Origin of the sequence: Ascidiaceihabitans donghaensis (genome assembly GCF_900302465.1) — a bacterium.
GTDB classification, from domain to species: domain Bacteria; phylum Pseudomonadota; class Alphaproteobacteria; order Rhodobacterales; family Rhodobacteraceae; genus Ascidiaceihabitans; species Ascidiaceihabitans donghaensis.
Genome location: NZ_OMOR01000001.1, coordinates 1,523,234 through 1,540,195, shown reverse-complemented (window position 1 = coordinate 1,540,195; position 16,962 = coordinate 1,523,234). Strand labels below are relative to the sequence as shown.

Sequence of the window (16,962 nt, the reverse complement as noted above, 5' to 3'; positions counted from 1 at the left end):
CGCGGCCCGTGACGGGGTCACGGGCGAATAGGAGTTGATGGGTGGCTGACGGCCCATTGCTGTCGTTCACCGAGCTTACCAACGCTGCAGCGCAGCGTTTCTTAAGCTGTGATGCGAAGGTAGCTCTTAGAAGTGCAATGATCTTTAAGTGCTGATGAAAAAGCCGCGACGACTTCGTCACCGGCATTATACATGTTTTCAAGTTCTGTAATCGTATATCGCTCGCCGACGTTGGCCGCACTTTCCCTGCCATGAGCAACTGCATTACGTCTCTCTCGAAGTGTATTAGTTCGTCCTTGTGCTGCCGGAGAGGCTGCCATAGCCGAAGCGCCAAATAGGCCGAGGACCCAGTGCATTGTCTTACTATCTACATTCTGGAGGCTTGGAGCCAGGGGGTTGTCGATGGTTCGGAGAATGTCGTCACCAGATGATGCTTCAAGAAGAGCGATTGATTTGTCAAAAATCGAACCTCGTCCGCACGAGTGTAATGATTGCACCTTGGGGAAGTGAAAGATGCAATGAATTGAGGAAATCGCATCGGCGCTCTTTATTTCTTCGGCTGAAATCTCATTAAGTGCGGCCTCTACCGATGCGTTTACGGATCTTTCTACCGCTGCATATAAAGACACTAGCCAGAGACCGCGTTGAGCCTTTTGCAACTGTGACAATGGTTGGAGTGGCGGCGGCGCACCCCGCCTTAGTTCAGCAAGTAGTGTTCTAGACTCGCCGAAGCGTTCCCTTGTTTCCGCCTCAGCAGTTGCAAAGCTCATTGATGCGCATTCTCACTAACAAAATCAATTCTTGCATACAACTTTGGCGGACTGTTCGTTGCTCCCGTCGTAAGGCCTTTTAGTTGCTCATCATCCAAGAGGTCGTTAAGTTTTTTCGCGTCTATTTGCAGATCAGAGCGCAGCATATCAGCTACCCCGACGGTGATGGCCTCAAACAATACTAGTGGCGTTGAGTTCGGTCTATTTGATCTCACGATGCCCTGAGGCAACGCCGCGTGAATTGCAGAAAAAGTTTGACTGAATATTTGTTGCAGCTCTTGCTTATTAGCGAATTTTTCGGCTTTTTTTTCCATGTATTCATTTAAGAAGTCCTTCACGGAATGCTTGAAGGACTCTCTATCCTCAAGGTAGGCAAAAAACTTGAGTGCCAATTCTTCAACGTTGCCGCGCCCAGTCTTGTCAGAGCGTCTGATGACAGAGGTGAAATCCACGTTCATGGCGCAGTTCTTAAGAAAATCATTGAACGGCCCTTGGAATACACAATTGCGAATTTCTTGTTCATGGAGGACAATCCCGCCTGTATTGAGTCTTTCGAAGAGATCAAAGCGTACTTGAAAGTCACTATTGTCATTTAAGACAGTGATCCGCATGGGGCGAGTCATGAAGTTTAACTTCAGATTACTGGGCAGGTCTTCGAAAGTTGCGCCATTCAAAGAAGGCGTTTTTTCTAGACCTTTGAGCCTCAACGCTGGCACGGTTTCGCCCTCAATTGACGAAAGCATCGGGGATACAAATCGTAGTATTGTGGTTATCCTTTGTAGCCCGTCGATGACATCCCATGTCGAGTCTTCATTCGTTGCCATGAAGAGATTTGGGACTGGGATGCCTAAATATATGGATTCAATTAGTTGTGATTGTCGAACCGCATCCCAAACAAATTTCCTTTGATAGTCAGGCGAAATGTGGATGGCCTTTTCCTCGACCATATCGACCAACTGCCTGATCGTTATGTCATATGTGTCGAATCCGACCGTGCGCCGCTCTGTTTGTATTTCTGATAGTGCTGCAGCGTATTTCATAATAGCTTCCTAGCTGATGTTAAAAGGCAAGATAGCCCATGTGACCCACAACTTGAAGCTGTCGTTTGCGATGCGTCTTGACCTCTGATTTTGAGCAAGTCTCATAAGGCTGGTTACAATTTGACAAAGGGCTTTTGTACCGAACTCGGTCCGTTTATCCCAAAAGCTGAGATGGAGCAGGCCATTTTTGTACCCGCAGCGAACGGCAGCTCTCCGCCCTTCCCTAACAAATACCTAACCCCTCCCGCCAAACCTTAACGCCCCCCAATTCCTACCAACCCGTTAACGCCCCAAAACCCTCCAAAACGTACAGAAATCCCCCCAAATTGTACAAATCCCCAAAATCACCCCCAAAACAACCCTCCAGAGCACTAAAAAACGTACAAAAATCACCCCCTTTTGTACAATAGGAGTCCCGACCCGCACCGCGCGCTGCGTTAACGCCTGCGTGAACGCTCTGACACAGACCTTCACAAACCGCGCCGCGCCCCCCACACTAGGGGCAACCAAAGGACGCAAAATGCCCACCAAACGCATCACATTCCCCGGTCACGCAGGCACCCAGCTTGCCGCACGCCTCGACATGCCCCCCGGCGCGCATCTGGCGACTGCCATCTTCGCCCACTGCTTCACCTGCGGCAAAGACATTCCCGCTGCACGCCGCATCGCTGCTCGTCTGGCCGGTGCAGGCATCGCCGTTTTACGTTTTGATTTCACAGGCTTAGGCCATTCCGAAGGTGAATTCGCCAACACCTCTTTCACCTCAAACGTCGACGATCTCGCCGCCGCTGCCGCTTATTTACAAGGCGAAAACATGCCCCCCAGTCTGCTTATTGGCCACTCTTTGGGCGGTGCTGCTGTGCTCAAAGCCGCCAGTGAAATCGAAGGCATCAAAGCCGTCGCCACCCTCGGCGCGCCCTTCGATCCCGGCCACGTGATTCACAATTTCGCCGACAGCCTCCCCGAAATCGCACAACGCGGCGAGGCCGAGGTCTCCCTTGGCGGCCGCCCCTTCACCATTGGCAAAACCTTTGTGCAGGACGTGTCAGAAGCCAATTTAAATCAAAGCGTTAGCAGCATGAAGGCCGCGTTGCTCGTTATGCACGCGCCCCAAGACAACATCGTCTCTATCGACAATGCCGCCCAGATTTTCACCACCGCCAAGCACCCGAAATCCTTCGTCACCCTAGACGACGCCGACCACCTGATCACCCGCGCCGAAGACGCTGAATACGCCGCCGATGTCATCACCACTTGGGCGACTAAGTATCTGAAACTAAAGCACCCTGCCCCGCCCATCGGCGCACCTGAAGGCATCGTCAGAACCTGTGAAGCCGACACAAAAGGCTTCCTGCAAGACATCCATGCAGGCCCCGTCCACCACGTTCTTGCGGACGAGCCGCTGGCATATGGTGGCACCAACAAAGGCATGTCGCCGTATGGCTTTTTGTCCGCAGGTCTTGGCGCATGTACCTCCATGACCATCCGCATGTATGCACGCCGCAAAGGATGGCCGTTGGATCATGTCAGCGTCGATGTGAAACACGACAAAGTCCACGCACAAGATGCCGATACGGGTGGCGCAGGTAGCAAGGTGGATGTGTGGAACCGGCGGATTACCCTAACGGGAAATCTCAGTCAGGATCAGCGTCAGAAGCTTTTGGAAATTGCGGACAAATGCCCGGTGCACAGAACATTGGAACGCAGTTCTGATGTGATCACAGAGCTTGCCCCCTAAGGCGCAAGCCCTGCCACCGTTCGCTTACAGGTAGTCAAACGTGACTTGCGCGTCGTGCCCCGACACAAACACCGCCGTTCCTGTTGCTGTGCGTGACACAGGCCCCGCATGTGCAAACACATCCGAGATTTGGGACGTGAAATTGCCGGTAAACCGGTAAGACGTCACGGACATGCGCGCCACCACGGTTTGGTTGCCATCCACCACAACGCGCGATTGGAAATCGAACCCTTTGGTGTTGGTGATGACACCGCCCACGTGAAATTCGACGCTGGTCTCGACACTTGCGGAGACTTCACCATTCGCCACCAACGGAATGCCCACACTGCCCTTTACTGTGCTGCCAACTTTGACACCGGCTGTAAAATCAAGCGACAGACTTTCGCTTAATGACTCCGAGAAGGTGATAACCATCGTTTGGGCTTCGGAGGTGTTGTTGACGGCTGTGCTGGTCGAAACCCCGTCCAGCGTCGTAAGCTGTGGAACATTCCACGCGTCGTATACTACGTCGGTCACAGCCTGATACAAAACAACATCCGTTTTGTAGTAGAACTTGATGCTGGTGATCTGGTTGTCGGTTTGACTGGAACTGATTGCCGTCAGGATCATGTCCTGAGGGGGAATGTCGTCTTCCTTGCCCGTGACGATCTGCCAATCATCCGCGGTTGTTGGTGCCTCATTTCCGGGGGTGATATATTCGTTGCCTTTGGTGGTTTGGACATACATCGCCACAACTACATTCGACACCACACGCACCTGGATTTGGCGGATGCTGTCATTGGTAAAGGTCAGGGATGCATAGTTGGCGACACCGGAACTGGTTTCTCCAACATGGCTTTGAACACCATTGTTGAATTGGATCACCATGCCGCAAAAAGTATTGTTGCTTTTCAGGGTATAGAAAACGATGGCCTGAACATACTCCGCCGAGCGTTGATGCCAATTGTGCTGGCCGGTTGCACCCAATCGATTGGTTACTTGGTCGGGTTTATTGTATACGCGTTCTTGCGCAATTGTTTCGGCAGTCATCTGAAAATCCCTAATAAAAATGTGAAATCTGCAAGGAAAATACTTTGCAGGCTTTGGAAAAGGTCGTGAAAAAAAGTGGTCGGTGTCGGGTTGGAAATTCAACCCCTCGTGGAAATACTCATACAATGAAGCAATTGAATTGTGAAGCTTTGCTTCAAATTTTTGGGGCCACATTCCATGATTGAATAATAAAATGGGCGCGTGCAAAGTGGATGCACACGCCCAATTCATCGCTTGGTGTAAAAACTTAGTCGCGGGCGCGAGACACCAGTTTCCAGATCATTGGAAACAGTGCTGCGGCCAAAGCCAGCTTGACCAAATCGCCCACAAGAAACGGCGTGAGCCCCCAAGCCAGAATTGGTTTGTCCCAGCCATAAAGTGTGCCCAACCACAGCAGGCCCGGCACATAGATCAACACGTTGCCCAGCAGCATCGCCAGCGCCATTTTGGGAGCAGAACGGTCCCAGCCCTGACGGGCCAAGCTGCCCAAAAGGACGGTCGCCAACACATAACCCACCAGATAGCCGCCTGTGCCGCCCATCATATATTCAAACCCGTAGGCTTGCGCAGAGGAACCTGCAAACACGTCAAAGCCAAGTGCGCCGACGATCATGTAGCCGATGATGGTCACAAGACCCAAACGCGCACCATACGCCGCGCCAATGCTAAGAACTGCGAAAGTGCCCATTGTGATCGGCACAGGCCACATCGGCACTTTGATTTTTGCTGCAACGGCCAAAAGCAGGATACCCGCCAAGACCAGAACCGCTTGTTTTGCAAGGCGAAGTGCCCCGTCATTCGCGCCCAAGACATCGCTCAGCACTTTGTTATTGATGGCAGAATTCATCTGCATGCACTCCTCAATTTGAAATCAGTGTGCATTTTCTGCCGCGCAGAAACACTTTCTGCAAGCGCATAATCAAAGCTGTTCGTAGTCTGATCGCATTTGATAGGATTTACGCGGGCCGCGCACGTCCCAGACACACGACCAACGTGGCCATTGGGAAAAGTCATAGACCACATCGTATTGGTCCGGATCACACCAATGTTCAGTTGGCCCGCCGGTTTCGGGCACTTGGTGAAAGAACCGCCCATCGTCGAAATACACGCGCAAGTCCCTGTCCCACACGTATTTGCGTTCTGCTGACATCGACGGCTGGCCCGGAATTTCAAGGCGCCCGATCTCGGTGTATATCAACCCACCGTCATGCGGTTGCCATGCCGCCAAGCCCGTGAACCGCGCGGTCTGCCCTGTGTCATGTGCAATGGCGCGGGTCAGCCGCCAGCGCCCTTGAAAATCGTCAAGTGTGCGTTTGATCATTCGCCTGTGTAGGTCCCGACTGTGATATCGTCGCCTTCACCGATAAAACGCAGCTTTTCGCCAGAGCGATCCATGTGATAACATGCCCAAAGCCCTTGTGGCGGCCATTCGGAGCAATATTGATTGTTGTCCACACGCCAGCTGCCCCAGCTTTCGCGCCCGCCCTGATTGTAAAGCGTCTTGCCCGACGCATAAAACGTCTGGCTGGCCTCGGCATATACCAATGTGCGGTCCGTCAGTGCTGCGTTGATTTCGGTCCCTGTCATCGTGGTCCAGATCCCTTCTGCCTGACCGGACATGGGCAAAATCATCAAAGCGAGTGTGGCAAAGCGTGTCATCGCATCGTCCCTTGGTTGTCGTTTCCCGCCCATCAGTCTATGACGCCCTCGAACTGCCGGAAAGTCACAAAAAGGTGCGCCTATGATCCCTCGCTATTCCCGTCCCGAAATGGTTGCCATTTGGTCCCCTGAAACCAAGTTCAAAATCTGGTACGAGATTGAGGCCCACGCCTGTGAAGCCATGGCCGACATGGGCACCATCCCCCGCGAAAACGCGGACGCTGTGTGGAAAGCCAAAGACGTCGAATTCGACGTGGCACGCATCGACGAAATCGAAGCCGTTACCAAACATGACGTCATTGCATTTCTTACACACCTTGCCGAACACGTGGGCGCCGACGAAGCGCGTTTTGTACACCAAGGCATGACATCTTCCGACGTGCTGGACACGTGTTTCAACGTGCAGCTTGTGCGGGCCGCAGACATTCTGATCGCAGGTGTCGAAGGATTGATGGGCGCCCTGAAACGTCGCGCGATTGAACACAAAGACACATTGCGCGTCGGCCGCAGCCACGGCATCCACGCCGAACCCACAACCATGGGCCTGACATTCGCACGTTTTTACGCTGAAATGGACCGCAATCTGGCCCGTATGCACACAGCCCGCGCCGAAATTGCCACTGGCGCTATTTCCGGTGCTGTTGGCACATTTGCCAACGTTGACCCGCAAGTCGAAGACCATGTCTGCGCGGCTTTGGGCCTGAAACCCGAACCTATTTCCACCCAAGTTATCCCCCGCGACCGTCATGCCGCCTTCTTTGCAGCGCTTGGTGTTGTATCGTCCTCTATCGAAAACATCGCCATCGAAGTGCGCCACATGCAGCGCACCGAAGTGTTGGAAGGCGCAGAGTTCTTTTCCATGGGCCAAAAGGGCTCAAGCGCTATGCCACACAAAAAGAACCCCGTGCTGACCGAAAACCTGACAGGTCTGGCCCGTCTGGTGCGCATGACAGTCATCCCCGCGCTTGAAAACGTGGCCCTGTGGCACGAACGCGATATCTCGCACAGCTCGGTTGAGCGCAACATTGGACCGGATGCGACGATCACGCTGGATTTTGCGCTGGCCCGCATGACCAGCGTCATCGACAAGATGATCATCTTCCCGCAGAACATGCTTGATAATATGAACAAATTCCCGGGTTTGGTGATGTCGCAGCGCGTGTTGTTGGCCCTGACCCAAGCCGGCGTCAGCCGCGAAGACGCCTATTCCATGGTGCAGCGCAATGCATTGAAAGTATGGGAACACCGTACCGATTTCCGCGAAGAGCTGCTGGCGGATGAAGATGTGTGCAAGGCTTTGTCTGTCGACGAGATTAACGAAAAATTCGACATGGGCTACCACACCAAACACGTCGACACGATCTTTGCCCGTGTGTTCGGCGACATTTAGGCCCCGGACGTACAAGGTGCTGCCTTAAGCATCTTTGAATTTTCCCGACTTGGGGGAAGAATCACACGTCAATTCAACAAACCGCCTGCCCACACCAGCTGGGTGGGCGGTTTTCGTTTGCACGCCTGAATATTGGATAATGGTAACCTAATTCTCAAAAGCACATGCAACCTGTCCAAGAAAAAGCGGAACTACTACCGTGGGTTAGTGGATAAATATCTGACCGCCCCGTACACTCATACATCTAGTGCACGTGTTTTCAGGGGACCAGTTTGCCTGCTCGGTATCACATATACCCACAATTCCAGCTGAAGTTTGTCAGCATCTGGGGCAAAACCGAATTGGCCGAATTGATGGCGCTTGCCACGCGTTATAGCCTTGACCCCGACTTTGATTCCAAAAATAGAATGTTGGTCGATTTGTCCGATCTTAAGGATGCAAAGGCCACGTTTCGGGACGTGTTTGCCTTAAACGGGTTTTATGAACGCACCTTCGCAGCCCCCGACACCCCGATGTCTGTCGCAATCAGCGCACCCACCGGGTTGGGTTATGGGCTGGCGCGTATGTTTTCAGCACTCACCTCCGGCAAACCCCTGATGCATGTCGAAATCTTCAGATCCGTTTCTGACGCCGCGACCTATTTGAACATCGATCTGGACAAATTAAAGGATACGCAGAACGCACAGGCCAAAACCTTGTAGCCGTGCATTGCCATCGCTCCTTTCCACCCTAATTTTGCAAAAAGTCACTTTTTCATCACCCACACCGAATAAAGTCGCACGGTTCGGGGTTATTGAAGTATCGTCACAACAAGACCCTTGAGGAGAACACACATGCGGACCTTTTTGATTGCAGCAGCTTTGACCCTTCCAATGAGCGTAACAACGCCCCTCTACGCTGCAGGTGGTGGCAACGAGACAGCGCCAAAGCCCACGAAAACCAGTAAAGACTGCAAAGGCGTTCGGGTCTGGGATGAGAAGAAACAACGCTGCGTGCGCCCGAAGAAAAGTTCACTTGATGACAATGGCCTGTATGACGCGGTACGCGAACTGGCCTATGCAGGCCGCTACATGGACGCCCAAGGCGTCTTGGCCGCGATGTCCGACCAGAATGATGACCGCGTTCTGACCTATAAAGGGTTCACAGAACGCAAAATGGGCAACATCGATGTCGCCATGGTCTTTTATCAAGACGCCATTGATAAAAATCCCGGAAACATTCTGGCACGGTCTTACATGGCGCAGGGCATGCTGGATCAAGGCGACAAAATTGGTGCCATCGCCCAGTTGCGGGAAATTCAGGCGCGCGGTGGCGAAGGCACATGGGCCGAAGCGTCTTTGCGCCAAGCCATCGAAACAGGCCTGACGTACAATCACTGATCCTGATCCTGAAATCGGAGCTGAAAACCAGTTCTGATTTCAGGAAATCTTCATCTATTGCGGCCTAGATTGGAACAAACTCCAATTGAGGCCGCTTATGGATTTTCTTCCAATGGCTCCAATGGGCGATATGTCGCCCCTTGGTGGCACCCCTGCCCCCGGCAAACCGGATTTAACGCTAAGCCGCAAGGCAAAAGCCGCAATCGTTGTGCGGTTGCTTCTGAATGAAGGCGCCGACATTCCGCTGGAAGACCTTCCAGAAGAACTTCAAGAACAGCTGACAAAACAGATGGGACAGATGCGGGTCGTTGACCGTGACACCCTTCAACATGTTGTTCAGGAATTTGCAGAAGAAGTCGAACGCATCGGGCTAAGTTTCCCCGGTGGTATTGCCGGTGCGTTAAGCGCATTGGATGGCAAAATCAGCCCCAAAACCGCAGCCCGCCTGGCCAAAGAGGCCAACGTGCGTGAAACAGGCGACCCATGGGTGCGTATCAAGGATGTTGGCAGCGAACGCCTAGTGCCGGTTATGCAAGAAGAAAGCATCGAAGTCGCAGCAGTTTTACTGTCAAAGTTGGATGTGACAAAAGCCGCAGAAATCCTTGGTAAATTGCCTGGGCCCCGCGCCCGCCAGATCACGTTTGCGGTGTCGCAGACGGGTGCTGTAACACCTGACGCTGTGGATCGCATCGGGCGCTCAATTGCTGATCAGTTGTCCGCATTGCCGTTGCGCGCATTTGATGAAGATCCCGTAGACAGGGTTGGCGCCATTCTGAATTCCTCGACATCTGTGACGCGCGATGATGTTCTAGAAGGTTTGGATGAACGCGACGAAGGGTTCGCCAATGCCGTGCGCAAAGCCATTTTCACTTTTGGCAACATCGCAGAACGCATTGCGCCGCGCGATTTGCCACGGGTATTGCGTGACATTGATCAAGCCGATCTGATCGCAGCGTTGGGAGGTGCTGAAGCCGCGGGCATGAAGGCGTCAGCCGACTTTATCCTCGAAAACATGTCCGGGCGTATGGCGGACCAATTGCGCGAAGAAATCGAAGAAGCTGGAAAACAAAAACCTGCAGACGTTGAAGCCGCAATGAGCAATATCGTTGCAACCATTCGTGCGCTTGAGGCCTCGGGTGATCTGTTGCTTATTTCACCAGACGAGGACGAAGAATAAGACGCAAAACCGTCCGTGGCCCATGCATTCAAGACCAGCGCATAGACGCCGTCGCTTGTGATTGCGCATGTGGCAAGCTATCTCTGACCCTCAGGGCGCTGTGCCCTGTTGTCACGCAATAGCAGGTCATGGCGAAAAACCCAAAACAGACTTTACCTTTGGGCAAACGGGCGGTGCTGTTTGCCACGAATGCCGTTGTTTACGGATTGATCCGTTTGGCATTGATGCTGCCCTACGCCGTGCGCGTACGCTGGGTGGGTACGTTTTTTTCAAGCGTTCTGGGACCGGTTGCGGGGTTTCGAAGTCGCGCGATGCAGCATATCGCACACATCTACCCGGACATGTCCCAAGGAGAACGGAAATCCTTGGCATCCGCCTGTTTAAACAACTTTGGGCGCACCCTGATCGAAAACTATTCCACTAAAGACATGCTGTCGCGCATGCACGATCACGAGATAACTGGACCCGGATTTCATGCCCTCAAAGAGGCCCGGGACGCCGACCGGCCTGTCATTCTTGTTACGGGGCATTTTGGCAATTACGAGGCGACACGCGCGGCCCTTGTCAGTCAGGGTTTTGCCATTGGTGGGCTGTACCGCGACATGTCCAATCCCTATTTCAATGCGCATTACGTAAAAACCATGGAGGCCTTTGGCGGGCCGGTTTTCCCCCAAGGCCGCAAAGGCACGGCCGGTTTTGTGCGTCATTTGAAAGCTGGCGGACAGTTGGTGTTGCTGTTTGATCAGCACGTGTTTCACGCCCCTGTTATGGACTTTCTAGGCGCACCTGCCCGCACAGCCACATCCGCGGCAGATCTTGCTTTGCGCTTTGATGCAGCACTCATTCCGTTTTACGGAATACGACAGGACGACGGGTTGGGATTTGAAACCACGCTGGAAGCGCCAATTCCGCACAGCGACGCGCTGACGATGACACAAGCCATGAATGACAGCATTTCGGCGCGCATACGGACCAACCCCGAACAATGGTTTTGGGTGCCGCGCCGTTGGCGTCCTGATCAGATTTAGATCACCGCAGTCGTGCAGCGCCGACAATAGGACCCAGTTTGTCGTGCTGCACCAACACGACAATTGCAGCGTCCCCCGGCGCAGGTGCAGTCAACGTCAACGCAGACTGTCCGTTCCACTGGGCCAGCTCTTGCCAATCCTGCGCAACATTTGCGTATTTCAATGTCTGACCCGCGTTTTCGCCACGCGTAATGCGGCTTTCCCGCAAAGGCTGATACCGCAACAGTTGCACGACATATGATCCCGCGGACTGTGCGTCTGCTTTGATTTGAACCGTATCGCCACTGCGCGTCAAAGACACTGCAACCGGCATAGGCTGTGCTGCATGCGCCGCAATCGCTGCAGAAAGCTTCATCGCTTTCGCGCCAACAATATCCGTTTGGCCGTTCACAATCATCTGCGGCGTGTACACAGATCGCCGCCCCCCGACACGGGCATATTTGCGCTGCCGTTTGGCGTAAGCGGGGTCTGCAAATTCGTCTTTCCAGCCGATATAATCCCAATAGTCCACATGCAATGCAATCGCGATCACGTCATCGCGCACTGCCAATTCATGCAACATGGCATCGGCGGGCGGACAGGATGAACACCCTTGCGATGTGAACAGTTCAACAACAACAGGACTGTCCTGCGCCCAAACGGGTGTCGCAAAACTTAGGAATGCAGCAGCAAGACCGGACGCTATTTTCTTCATGACAGTATAGTACCTATGATGTGTTACCTCATGGCTATTCCCTTTCCATCGAAATTACCAATCAAGGTTTCTTGAAAGAACCGTTATCGATGTTACAGACAGTTCACGTAAAATTCGGTACACAATGGTATACAAAATGCCGCAGATGCATGTTTTTAGGTTGATCCGCGCCCGTTCCTAAGGCAAGACGCACCCAACAAAGTGCCACATCTCAACCCAGAAGGGAGCGCCCGCCATGCCTATCGTTGTTGGTCAGGACACAGCCAAAACCCGCAAAACTCTTACAGTTGGTGATCAGTCGATTGCCTACTATTCGATTCCCGCTGCCACCGAAGCCGGCCTTGGTGACTTTTCCAAACTGCCTGCCGCATTGAAAGTGGTTCTGGAAAACATGCTGCGCTTTGAAGACGGCAAAACAGTTTCCGTGGACGACATCAAGGCCTTCGCCGAATGGGGTACCAAAGGTGGCAAGAACCCCCGCGAGATTGCCTACCGCCCCGCCCGCGTGCTTTTGCAAGATTTCACCGGCGTTCCTGCCGTTGTTGACTTGGCCGCGATGCGCGACGCGCTTGTGTCCCTTGGTGGCGACGCCGAACAAATCAACCCGCTGAACCCTGTTGATCTGGTCATCGACCACTCTGTGATGATTGACGAATTCGGCAACCCGCGTGCGTTCCAGATGAACGTGGACCGCGAATATGAACGCAACATGGAGCGCTATACCTTCCTGAAATGGGGCCAAAACGCCTTTAACAACTTCCGCGTTGTGCCCCCCGGCACGGGCATCTGCCACCAGGTGAACCTTGAATATCTGTCCCAAACCGTTTGGACGGACGCGGACCAAAACGGCGAACAGGTTGCCTATCCTGACACGCTGGTCGGCACCGATTCCCACACCACAATGGTCAACGGCGCTGCCGTTCTGGGTTGGGGCGTAGGCGGGATTGAGGCCGAAGCCGCGATGCTCGGCCAGCCAATTTCCATGCTGATCCCCGAAGTCATTGGGTTCGAGCTGACAGGCTCCATGATGGAAGGCACCACAGGCACCGACCTTGTGCTGAAGGTCGTTGAGATGCTGCGCGCCAAAGGCGTTGTTGGCAAGTTCGTTGAATTCTACGGCGAAGGTCTGAACCGTTTGCCATTGGCCGACCGCGCAACAATCGGCAACATGGCTCCAGAATACGGCGCAACCTGTGGCTTCTTCCCCATCGACGGTGAAACCCTGCGTTACCTGCGCACGACAGGCCGCGACGAAGACCGCATTGCACTTGTCGAAGCCTACGCCAAAGAAAACGGTTTCTGGCGCGGCGACGACTACGCCCCGATCTACACAGATACGTTGCATCTGGATATGGGCACAATCGTGCCGGCGATCTCTGGTCCAAAACGCCCACAAGATTACGTGGCACTGACAGACGGCAAAACGGCTTTCCACAAGGAAATGGAAGAGACCTTCAAGCGCCCCATGGGCAAAGAAGTGGCCGTTGCTGGCGAAGATTACACCATGGAAAGCGGTAAGGTTGTGATCGCGTCGATCACGTCCTGCACCAACACCTCCAACCCCTACGTCATGATCGGCGCTGGCCTTGTGGCACGCAAAGCTGCGGCCTTGGGTCTGGATCGCAAACCATGGGTCAAAACTTCGCTGGCCCCCGGTTCACAAGTTGTGTCTGCCTATCTTGAGGCCGCTGGCTTGCAAGAAGACCTCGACAAAATCGGCTTTAACCTTGTTGGCTACGGCTGCACCACCTGCATCGGCAACTCTGGCCCGATCCAAAAAGAACTGTCTGATGCGATTGCCGAAGGCGATCTGGTCGCGACCTCTGTTCTGTCCGGCAACCGCAACTTTGAAGGCCGTATTTCACCTGACGTGCGCGCCAACTATCTGGCCTCGCCCCCTCTCGTGGTGGCCTACGCGCTGGCAGGGACGCTGGATATCAATCTGGCAACCGACGTGATCGCACAGGACAAGGACGGCAACGATGTTTACCTGAAGGACCTGTGGCCTACGACGCAGGAAGTCGCTGAATTGGTTGAACAAACCGTGACACGCGAAGCCTTCCAGACAAAATATGCCGACGTCTTCAAAGGCGACGAGAAGTGGCAGGGCGTAGAAACCACCGAAGCGCTGACATACGACTGGCCGCCACAGTCCACGTACGTTCAGAACCCGCCCTACTTCAAGGGCATGGGCGCAGAGCCGGGCAAGATCGCCAACATCAACGACGCCAAAGTCTTGGCCGTTCTGGGCGATATGATCACAACCGACCACATCAGCCCAGCGGGTTCTTTCAAGGCCGACACCCCTGCCGGTCAATACCTGACAGAACGCCAAGTGGCCCCCCGCGAGTTCAACTCTTACGGCTCGCGTCGTGGTAATCACGAGGTCATGATGCGCGGCACCTTCGCCAACATTCGCATCAAAAACGAGATGCTGGACGGTGTTGAAGGTGGTTACACCAAAGGGCCCGATGGCAACCAGACCTCGATCTATGATGCAGCTATGGCCCACCAAGCCGCTGGCACGCCTTTGGTGATCTTTGGCGGTGAGCAATACGGTGCAGGTTCATCGCGCGACTGGGCGGCCAAAGGCACAGCCCTGCTGGGTGTCAAAGCGGTCATTTCCGAAAGCTTTGAACGTATTCACCGCTCGAACCTTGTTGGTATGGGGGTCATCCCGTTTGAATTCACCGGTGGTGACAGCCGTACATCGCTGGGCCTGACTGGTGAAGAAACGGTGTCCATCTCTGGTCTCGACACGATTGAGCCGCTGCAAGAGGTGCCTTGCGCCATCACAATGGCGGATGGCACGGTGAAGAACATCACCCTCAAGTGCCGCATCGATACCGCGATCGAGATCGAATACATCGAACACGGTGGCGTTCTGCATTACGTTCTGCGCAACTTGGCCGCCGCATAATGCGGGTTGCCCTGATTACCGGTGGTGCGCGCGGCATAGGCCGCGCCATCGCCGAAAATTTGGGCGCAGACCAAAAGGTCGCTTTTACGTACAATACAACTGATCCCGGGCCGCTTTGTCATGAGCGGCCCGAGTTTTTTGCAATTCACGCTGATCTGTCCAAACCGGATCAAGCGCAAAAAGTCATCGAACAAACCATCGCACATTTTGGTCAATTGGATGTGCTGGTCAACAACGCAGGCGCCATCACGATGAACGCGCCGGATGCTACGGACTTCGATGCGATAAACGACACATTTCAAGTTAATGTAACGGCCCCGATGGCATTGCTTGCCGCAGCCCTACCCTACTTGAAATCAGGCTCCACTGTGATCAACATTTCCTCAACGAACGCCGTGCTGCCGGCCATGGGCGCTTCTGCCTATTCCGCAAGCAAGGCCGCGCTTAACACGTGGACGCGGGCCATGGCCAAGGAACTTGGATCAAAAGGCATTCGCGTAAACGGCGTCGCCCCCGGAGCCACGGAACTCACAGAAAACCCGCGGCCAGCAGAATTGATCGCCAAATTCGTAGAAATGACTGCACTTGGCCGCGTGGCTCAGCCACAAGATATCGCAAAAGCAGTGCGCTTTCTGGCCTCAAACGACGCAAGTTTTATCACGGGTGAAATTCTGAACGTAAATGGCGGATACAGGCTTTAAGTGTTTCTTCTTGCTTAAAATATCCCCGCCGGAGGCATCTTTTGGCGCAACAGAACACCAAACGCTGTCAGCAATATAACCCCAAACAGGGGTCCCACACGCTCGCGTTCACAAAGGGGCTACGAAGGTTGAACCCTTTGCAGGGGCGCTGTTGTCGCCCCTGCGGGTGGCTTGCCTTAAGCTGTGACAGGCGTTTTGCCACGGGTCCAAGCCAGCGGCTTTACTGGTTCATCAAGCGGGGTCTCTGCGACGTGATTGATGTAGTTCGACATCGTTTTTTGCGCGAGACCAAGAATGACATCTAGAACGGCACGGTGGCCGTAGCCCGCGTTAAAGAACTCTTTCATCTGTGCGTCCGTGACATTGCCCCGCCCGCGCAACATACGCAGGGTAAACGTCCGCAGCGCTTCCAGCTTGGCAGTTGGCAAGGCCGTTTCATCGCGTAACGCGTCAGAGATTTCGTCGGAAACCTTCATACGCTTCGCAATTCCGGTGTGGGCGGGCACACAGTAGTGACATTCGTGTTCAACATTGATGGCTTGCCAGACCACAGTCATTTCATCGGCGTCAAAGGCTGTTTCGGTGAAAAGTTTGTGCAGCACTTGATACCCTTCAAGCACTTGTGGGCTTTCAGCCATAACTTTGTGCAGCCCCGGCAGACGACCAAAGGCCTTCTGAGAATTTTCAAGCAACGGCTTTGACGCGTCGGGTGCGCTGTCGATGTCGTGGGACGGGAAGTCGGTCATTGTGTTTCTCCATGCAAAATGTGTCTTCAAGCTCGATTTACTCTTTATTGAACGATCACTCAACAATATAATTGAGTGATCGTTCAATGTTTAGTGATGACCCATGCCCAGAAAACCTTCCTTTGACCGTGACGACTTGATCGAACGCGCCCGTGACATTTTCTGGCGACGTGGCTGGGCGGGAACTTCTCTTAAGGATCTGGAAAAGACGCTCGACCTGAGACCCGGAAGCTTTTACGCGGCTTTCGGTTCCAAAGATGCACTGTATGAATTGGCCATGGACAAATATGCCAACGACGGAGTGATCCGGCTAAAAGAACTGGCCGACACGCTTGGTCCGCTTGAAGCGCTTAAGTCGCATCCAAAACTGGTTATCCAGAACACCGAAAACGCGGCAAAAGCCTGCATGCTGGCCAAAACATTTGTAGAATTGCATATCCACCGGCACCCGTTGGCCGCGCGCGCGAATGAGCATTTGGCGAAAATGCAATCGCTTATCAGCGACCTGTTCACACAGGCGCAGGCCGCCGGCGAAATCGGGTCACAACATAACCCTGCGCAATTGGGCCGCCGATACCAGTCGGATTTGCTTGGTCTGAGGGTTTCTGCCGAACGCGATGATATTGATGCGGCAGCAATCGCTGATGAAATTTCATCAAGCTTAGGCAATCTTTAAAAGGCCTTGCGCCCT

At 53.7% G+C, this 16,962-nt stretch carries 17 protein-coding genes; 9 read left to right on the top strand and 8 right to left on the bottom strand.

The window, feature by feature from the left end; genetic code table 11:
• Positions 1–101: 101 nt before the first annotated feature.
• Together ASD8599_RS07675 and ASD8599_RS07670 are read right to left on the bottom strand one after the other, a co-directional pair.
• The gene (locus tag ASD8599_RS07675) at positions 102–770 is read right to left on the bottom strand and encodes a HEPN domain-containing protein (RefSeq protein WP_108827981.1); all 669 of its coding nucleotides are present in this window, start codon (positions 768–770) and stop codon (positions 102–104) included.
• A complete protein-coding gene (locus ASD8599_RS07670; protein WP_108827980.1) occupies positions 767–1,810 on the bottom strand; it encodes a DUF262 domain-containing protein in 1,044 nt (347 codons plus the stop codon). Before ASD8599_RS07670 ends, ASD8599_RS07675 begins: the two co-directional genes overlap by 4 nt.
• Before the next feature lie 520 nt (positions 1,811–2,330).
• Between ASD8599_RS07670 and ASD8599_RS07665 the strand changes: the two genes are divergently transcribed.
• Positions 2,331–3,548 carry a bifunctional alpha/beta hydrolase/OsmC family protein gene (locus tag ASD8599_RS07665; protein ID WP_108827979.1) on the top strand — a complete coding sequence of 406 codons (1,218 nt, stop codon included), beginning with the start codon at positions 2,331–2,333 and terminating at the stop codon, positions 3,546–3,548.
• 24 nt (positions 3,549–3,572) lie between these two features.
• Here ASD8599_RS07665 and ASD8599_RS07660 read toward each other — a convergent pair whose 3' ends face one another.
• From ASD8599_RS07660 to ASD8599_RS07645, 4 genes are all read right to left on the bottom strand, one after another.
• Positions 3,573–4,577 (bottom strand): ETX/MTX2 family pore-forming toxin, encoded by a 1,005-nt coding sequence (locus ASD8599_RS07660; protein WP_181364433.1) that lies wholly within the window; start codon positions 4,575–4,577, stop codon positions 3,573–3,575.
• 247 nt (positions 4,578–4,824) lie between these two features.
• The gene (locus tag ASD8599_RS07655) at positions 4,825–5,424 is read right to left on the bottom strand and encodes a biotin transporter BioY (RefSeq protein WP_108830065.1); all 600 of its coding nucleotides are present in this window, start codon (positions 5,422–5,424) and stop codon (positions 4,825–4,827) included.
• Positions 5,425–5,496: 72 nt separating this feature from the next.
• Positions 5,497–5,898 (bottom strand): DUF6314 family protein, encoded by a 402-nt coding sequence (locus tag ASD8599_RS07650; RefSeq protein WP_108827977.1) that lies wholly within the window; start codon positions 5,896–5,898, stop codon positions 5,497–5,499.
• Entirely contained in the window at positions 5,895–6,236 is a 342-nt protein-coding gene (locus ASD8599_RS07645; RefSeq protein ID WP_108827976.1) for a hypothetical protein, read from the bottom strand. The genes ASD8599_RS07650 and ASD8599_RS07645 overlap by 4 nt, the downstream gene beginning before the upstream one ends.
• Positions 6,237–6,318: 82 nt before the next feature.
• Between ASD8599_RS07645 and purB the strand changes: the two genes are divergently transcribed.
• The 5 genes from purB (at position 6,319) to ASD8599_RS07620 (ending at position 11,210) form a co-directional block, all read left to right on the top strand.
• Entirely contained in the window at positions 6,319–7,626 is a 1,308-nt protein-coding gene (purB, locus tag ASD8599_RS07640) for an adenylosuccinate lyase (protein ID WP_108827975.1), read from the top strand.
• A 272-nt stretch (positions 7,627–7,898) separates the two neighbouring features.
• Positions 7,899–8,327, top strand: coding sequence for a hypothetical protein (locus ASD8599_RS07635; protein WP_108827974.1), 429 nt, complete (start codon positions 7,899–7,901; stop codon positions 8,325–8,327).
• A gap of 132 nt (positions 8,328–8,459) precedes the next feature.
• A complete protein-coding gene (locus tag ASD8599_RS07630; protein WP_108827973.1) occupies positions 8,460–9,005 on the top strand; it encodes a tetratricopeptide repeat protein in 546 nt (181 codons plus the stop codon).
• A 97-nt stretch (positions 9,006–9,102) separates the two neighbouring features.
• A complete protein-coding gene (locus ASD8599_RS07625) occupies positions 9,103–10,182 on the top strand; it encodes a flagellar motor switch protein FliG (protein WP_306418873.1) in 1,080 nt (359 codons plus the stop codon).
• Positions 10,183–10,310: 128 nt separating this feature from the next.
• Positions 10,311–11,210: a lysophospholipid acyltransferase family protein gene (locus ASD8599_RS07620; protein WP_108827972.1), complete on the top strand. Its 900-nt coding sequence runs from the start codon at positions 10,311–10,313 to the stop codon at positions 11,208–11,210.
• 1 nt (position 11,211) lies between these two features.
• On the opposite strand, the gene ASD8599_RS07615 is transcribed toward ASD8599_RS07620, so the two are convergent.
• On the bottom strand, positions 11,212–11,904 hold the full coding sequence (locus ASD8599_RS07615) for a DUF1223 domain-containing protein (RefSeq protein WP_108827971.1): 693 nt from the start codon (positions 11,902–11,904) through the stop codon (positions 11,212–11,214).
• 235 nt (positions 11,905–12,139) lie between these two features.
• On the opposite strand from ASD8599_RS07615, the gene acnA reads away from it, so the two are divergent.
• Positions 12,140–14,824, top strand: coding sequence for an aconitate hydratase AcnA (gene acnA / locus ASD8599_RS07610; protein ID WP_108827970.1), 2,685 nt, complete (start codon positions 12,140–12,142; stop codon positions 14,822–14,824).
• Positions 14,824–15,525 (top strand): SDR family NAD(P)-dependent oxidoreductase, encoded by a 702-nt coding sequence (locus ASD8599_RS07605; protein WP_306418872.1) that lies wholly within the window; start codon positions 14,824–14,826, stop codon positions 15,523–15,525. Before acnA ends, ASD8599_RS07605 begins: the two co-directional genes overlap by 1 nt.
• Positions 15,526–15,701: 176 nt before the next feature.
• Here the strand turns inward: ASD8599_RS07605 and ASD8599_RS07600 are convergent, their stop codons facing one another.
• Positions 15,702–16,271: a carboxymuconolactone decarboxylase family protein gene (locus ASD8599_RS07600; RefSeq protein WP_108827969.1), complete on the bottom strand. Its 570-nt coding sequence runs from the start codon at positions 16,269–16,271 to the stop codon at positions 15,702–15,704.
• A 103-nt stretch (positions 16,272–16,374) separates the two neighbouring features.
• Between ASD8599_RS07600 and ASD8599_RS07595 the strand changes: the two genes are divergently transcribed.
• On the top strand, positions 16,375–16,947 hold the full coding sequence (locus ASD8599_RS07595) for a TetR/AcrR family transcriptional regulator (RefSeq protein ID WP_108827968.1): 573 nt from the start codon (positions 16,375–16,377) through the stop codon (positions 16,945–16,947).
• The last annotated feature ends 15 nt before the right edge of the window (positions 16,948–16,962 follow it).

Excerpts from the sequence above, each read along its gene's own strand:
- ASD8599_RS07615 (WP_108827971.1), bottom strand. The coding sequence starts at position 11,904 with ATGAAGAAAATAGCGTCCGGTCTTGCTGCTGCATTCCTAAGTTTTGCG.
- ASD8599_RS07620 (WP_108827972.1), top strand. The coding sequence starts at position 10,311 with ATGGCGAAAAACCCAAAACAGACTTTACCTTTGGGCAAACGGGCGGTG.
- ASD8599_RS07670 (WP_108827980.1), bottom strand. The coding sequence starts at position 1,810 with ATGAAATACGCTGCAGCACTATCAGAAATACAAACAGAGCGGCGCACG.
- ASD8599_RS07605 (WP_306418872.1), top strand. The coding sequence starts at position 14,824 with ATGCGGGTTGCCCTGATTACCGGTGGTGCGCGCGGCATAGGCCGCGCC.
- purB (WP_108827975.1), top strand. The coding sequence starts at position 6,319 with ATGATCCCTCGCTATTCCCGTCCCGAAATGGTTGCCATTTGGTCCCCT.
- acnA (WP_108827970.1), top strand. The coding sequence starts at position 12,140 with ATGCCTATCGTTGTTGGTCAGGACACAGCCAAAACCCGCAAAACTCTT.
- ASD8599_RS07595 (WP_108827968.1), top strand. The coding sequence starts at position 16,375 with ATGCCCAGAAAACCTTCCTTTGACCGTGACGACTTGATCGAACGCGCC.
- ASD8599_RS07650 (WP_108827977.1), bottom strand. The coding sequence starts at position 5,898 with ATGATCAAACGCACACTTGACGATTTTCAAGGGCGCTGGCGGCTGACC.
- ASD8599_RS07625 (WP_306418873.1), top strand. The coding sequence starts at position 9,103 with ATGGATTTTCTTCCAATGGCTCCAATGGGCGATATGTCGCCCCTTGGT.
- ASD8599_RS07600 (WP_108827969.1), bottom strand. The coding sequence starts at position 16,271 with ATGACCGACTTCCCGTCCCACGACATCGACAGCGCACCCGACGCGTCA.
- ASD8599_RS07645 (WP_108827976.1), bottom strand. The coding sequence starts at position 6,236 with ATGACACGCTTTGCCACACTCGCTTTGATGATTTTGCCCATGTCCGGT.
- ASD8599_RS07660 (WP_181364433.1), bottom strand. The coding sequence starts at position 4,577 with ATGACTGCCGAAACAATTGCGCAAGAACGCGTATACAATAAACCCGAC.
- ASD8599_RS07675 (WP_108827981.1), bottom strand. The coding sequence starts at position 770 with ATGAGCTTTGCAACTGCTGAGGCGGAAACAAGGGAACGCTTCGGCGAG.
- ASD8599_RS07630 (WP_108827973.1), top strand. The coding sequence starts at position 8,460 with ATGCGGACCTTTTTGATTGCAGCAGCTTTGACCCTTCCAATGAGCGTA.
- ASD8599_RS07665 (WP_108827979.1), top strand. The coding sequence starts at position 2,331 with ATGCCCACCAAACGCATCACATTCCCCGGTCACGCAGGCACCCAGCTT.
- ASD8599_RS07655 (WP_108830065.1), bottom strand. The coding sequence starts at position 5,424 with ATGAATTCTGCCATCAATAACAAAGTGCTGAGCGATGTCTTGGGCGCG.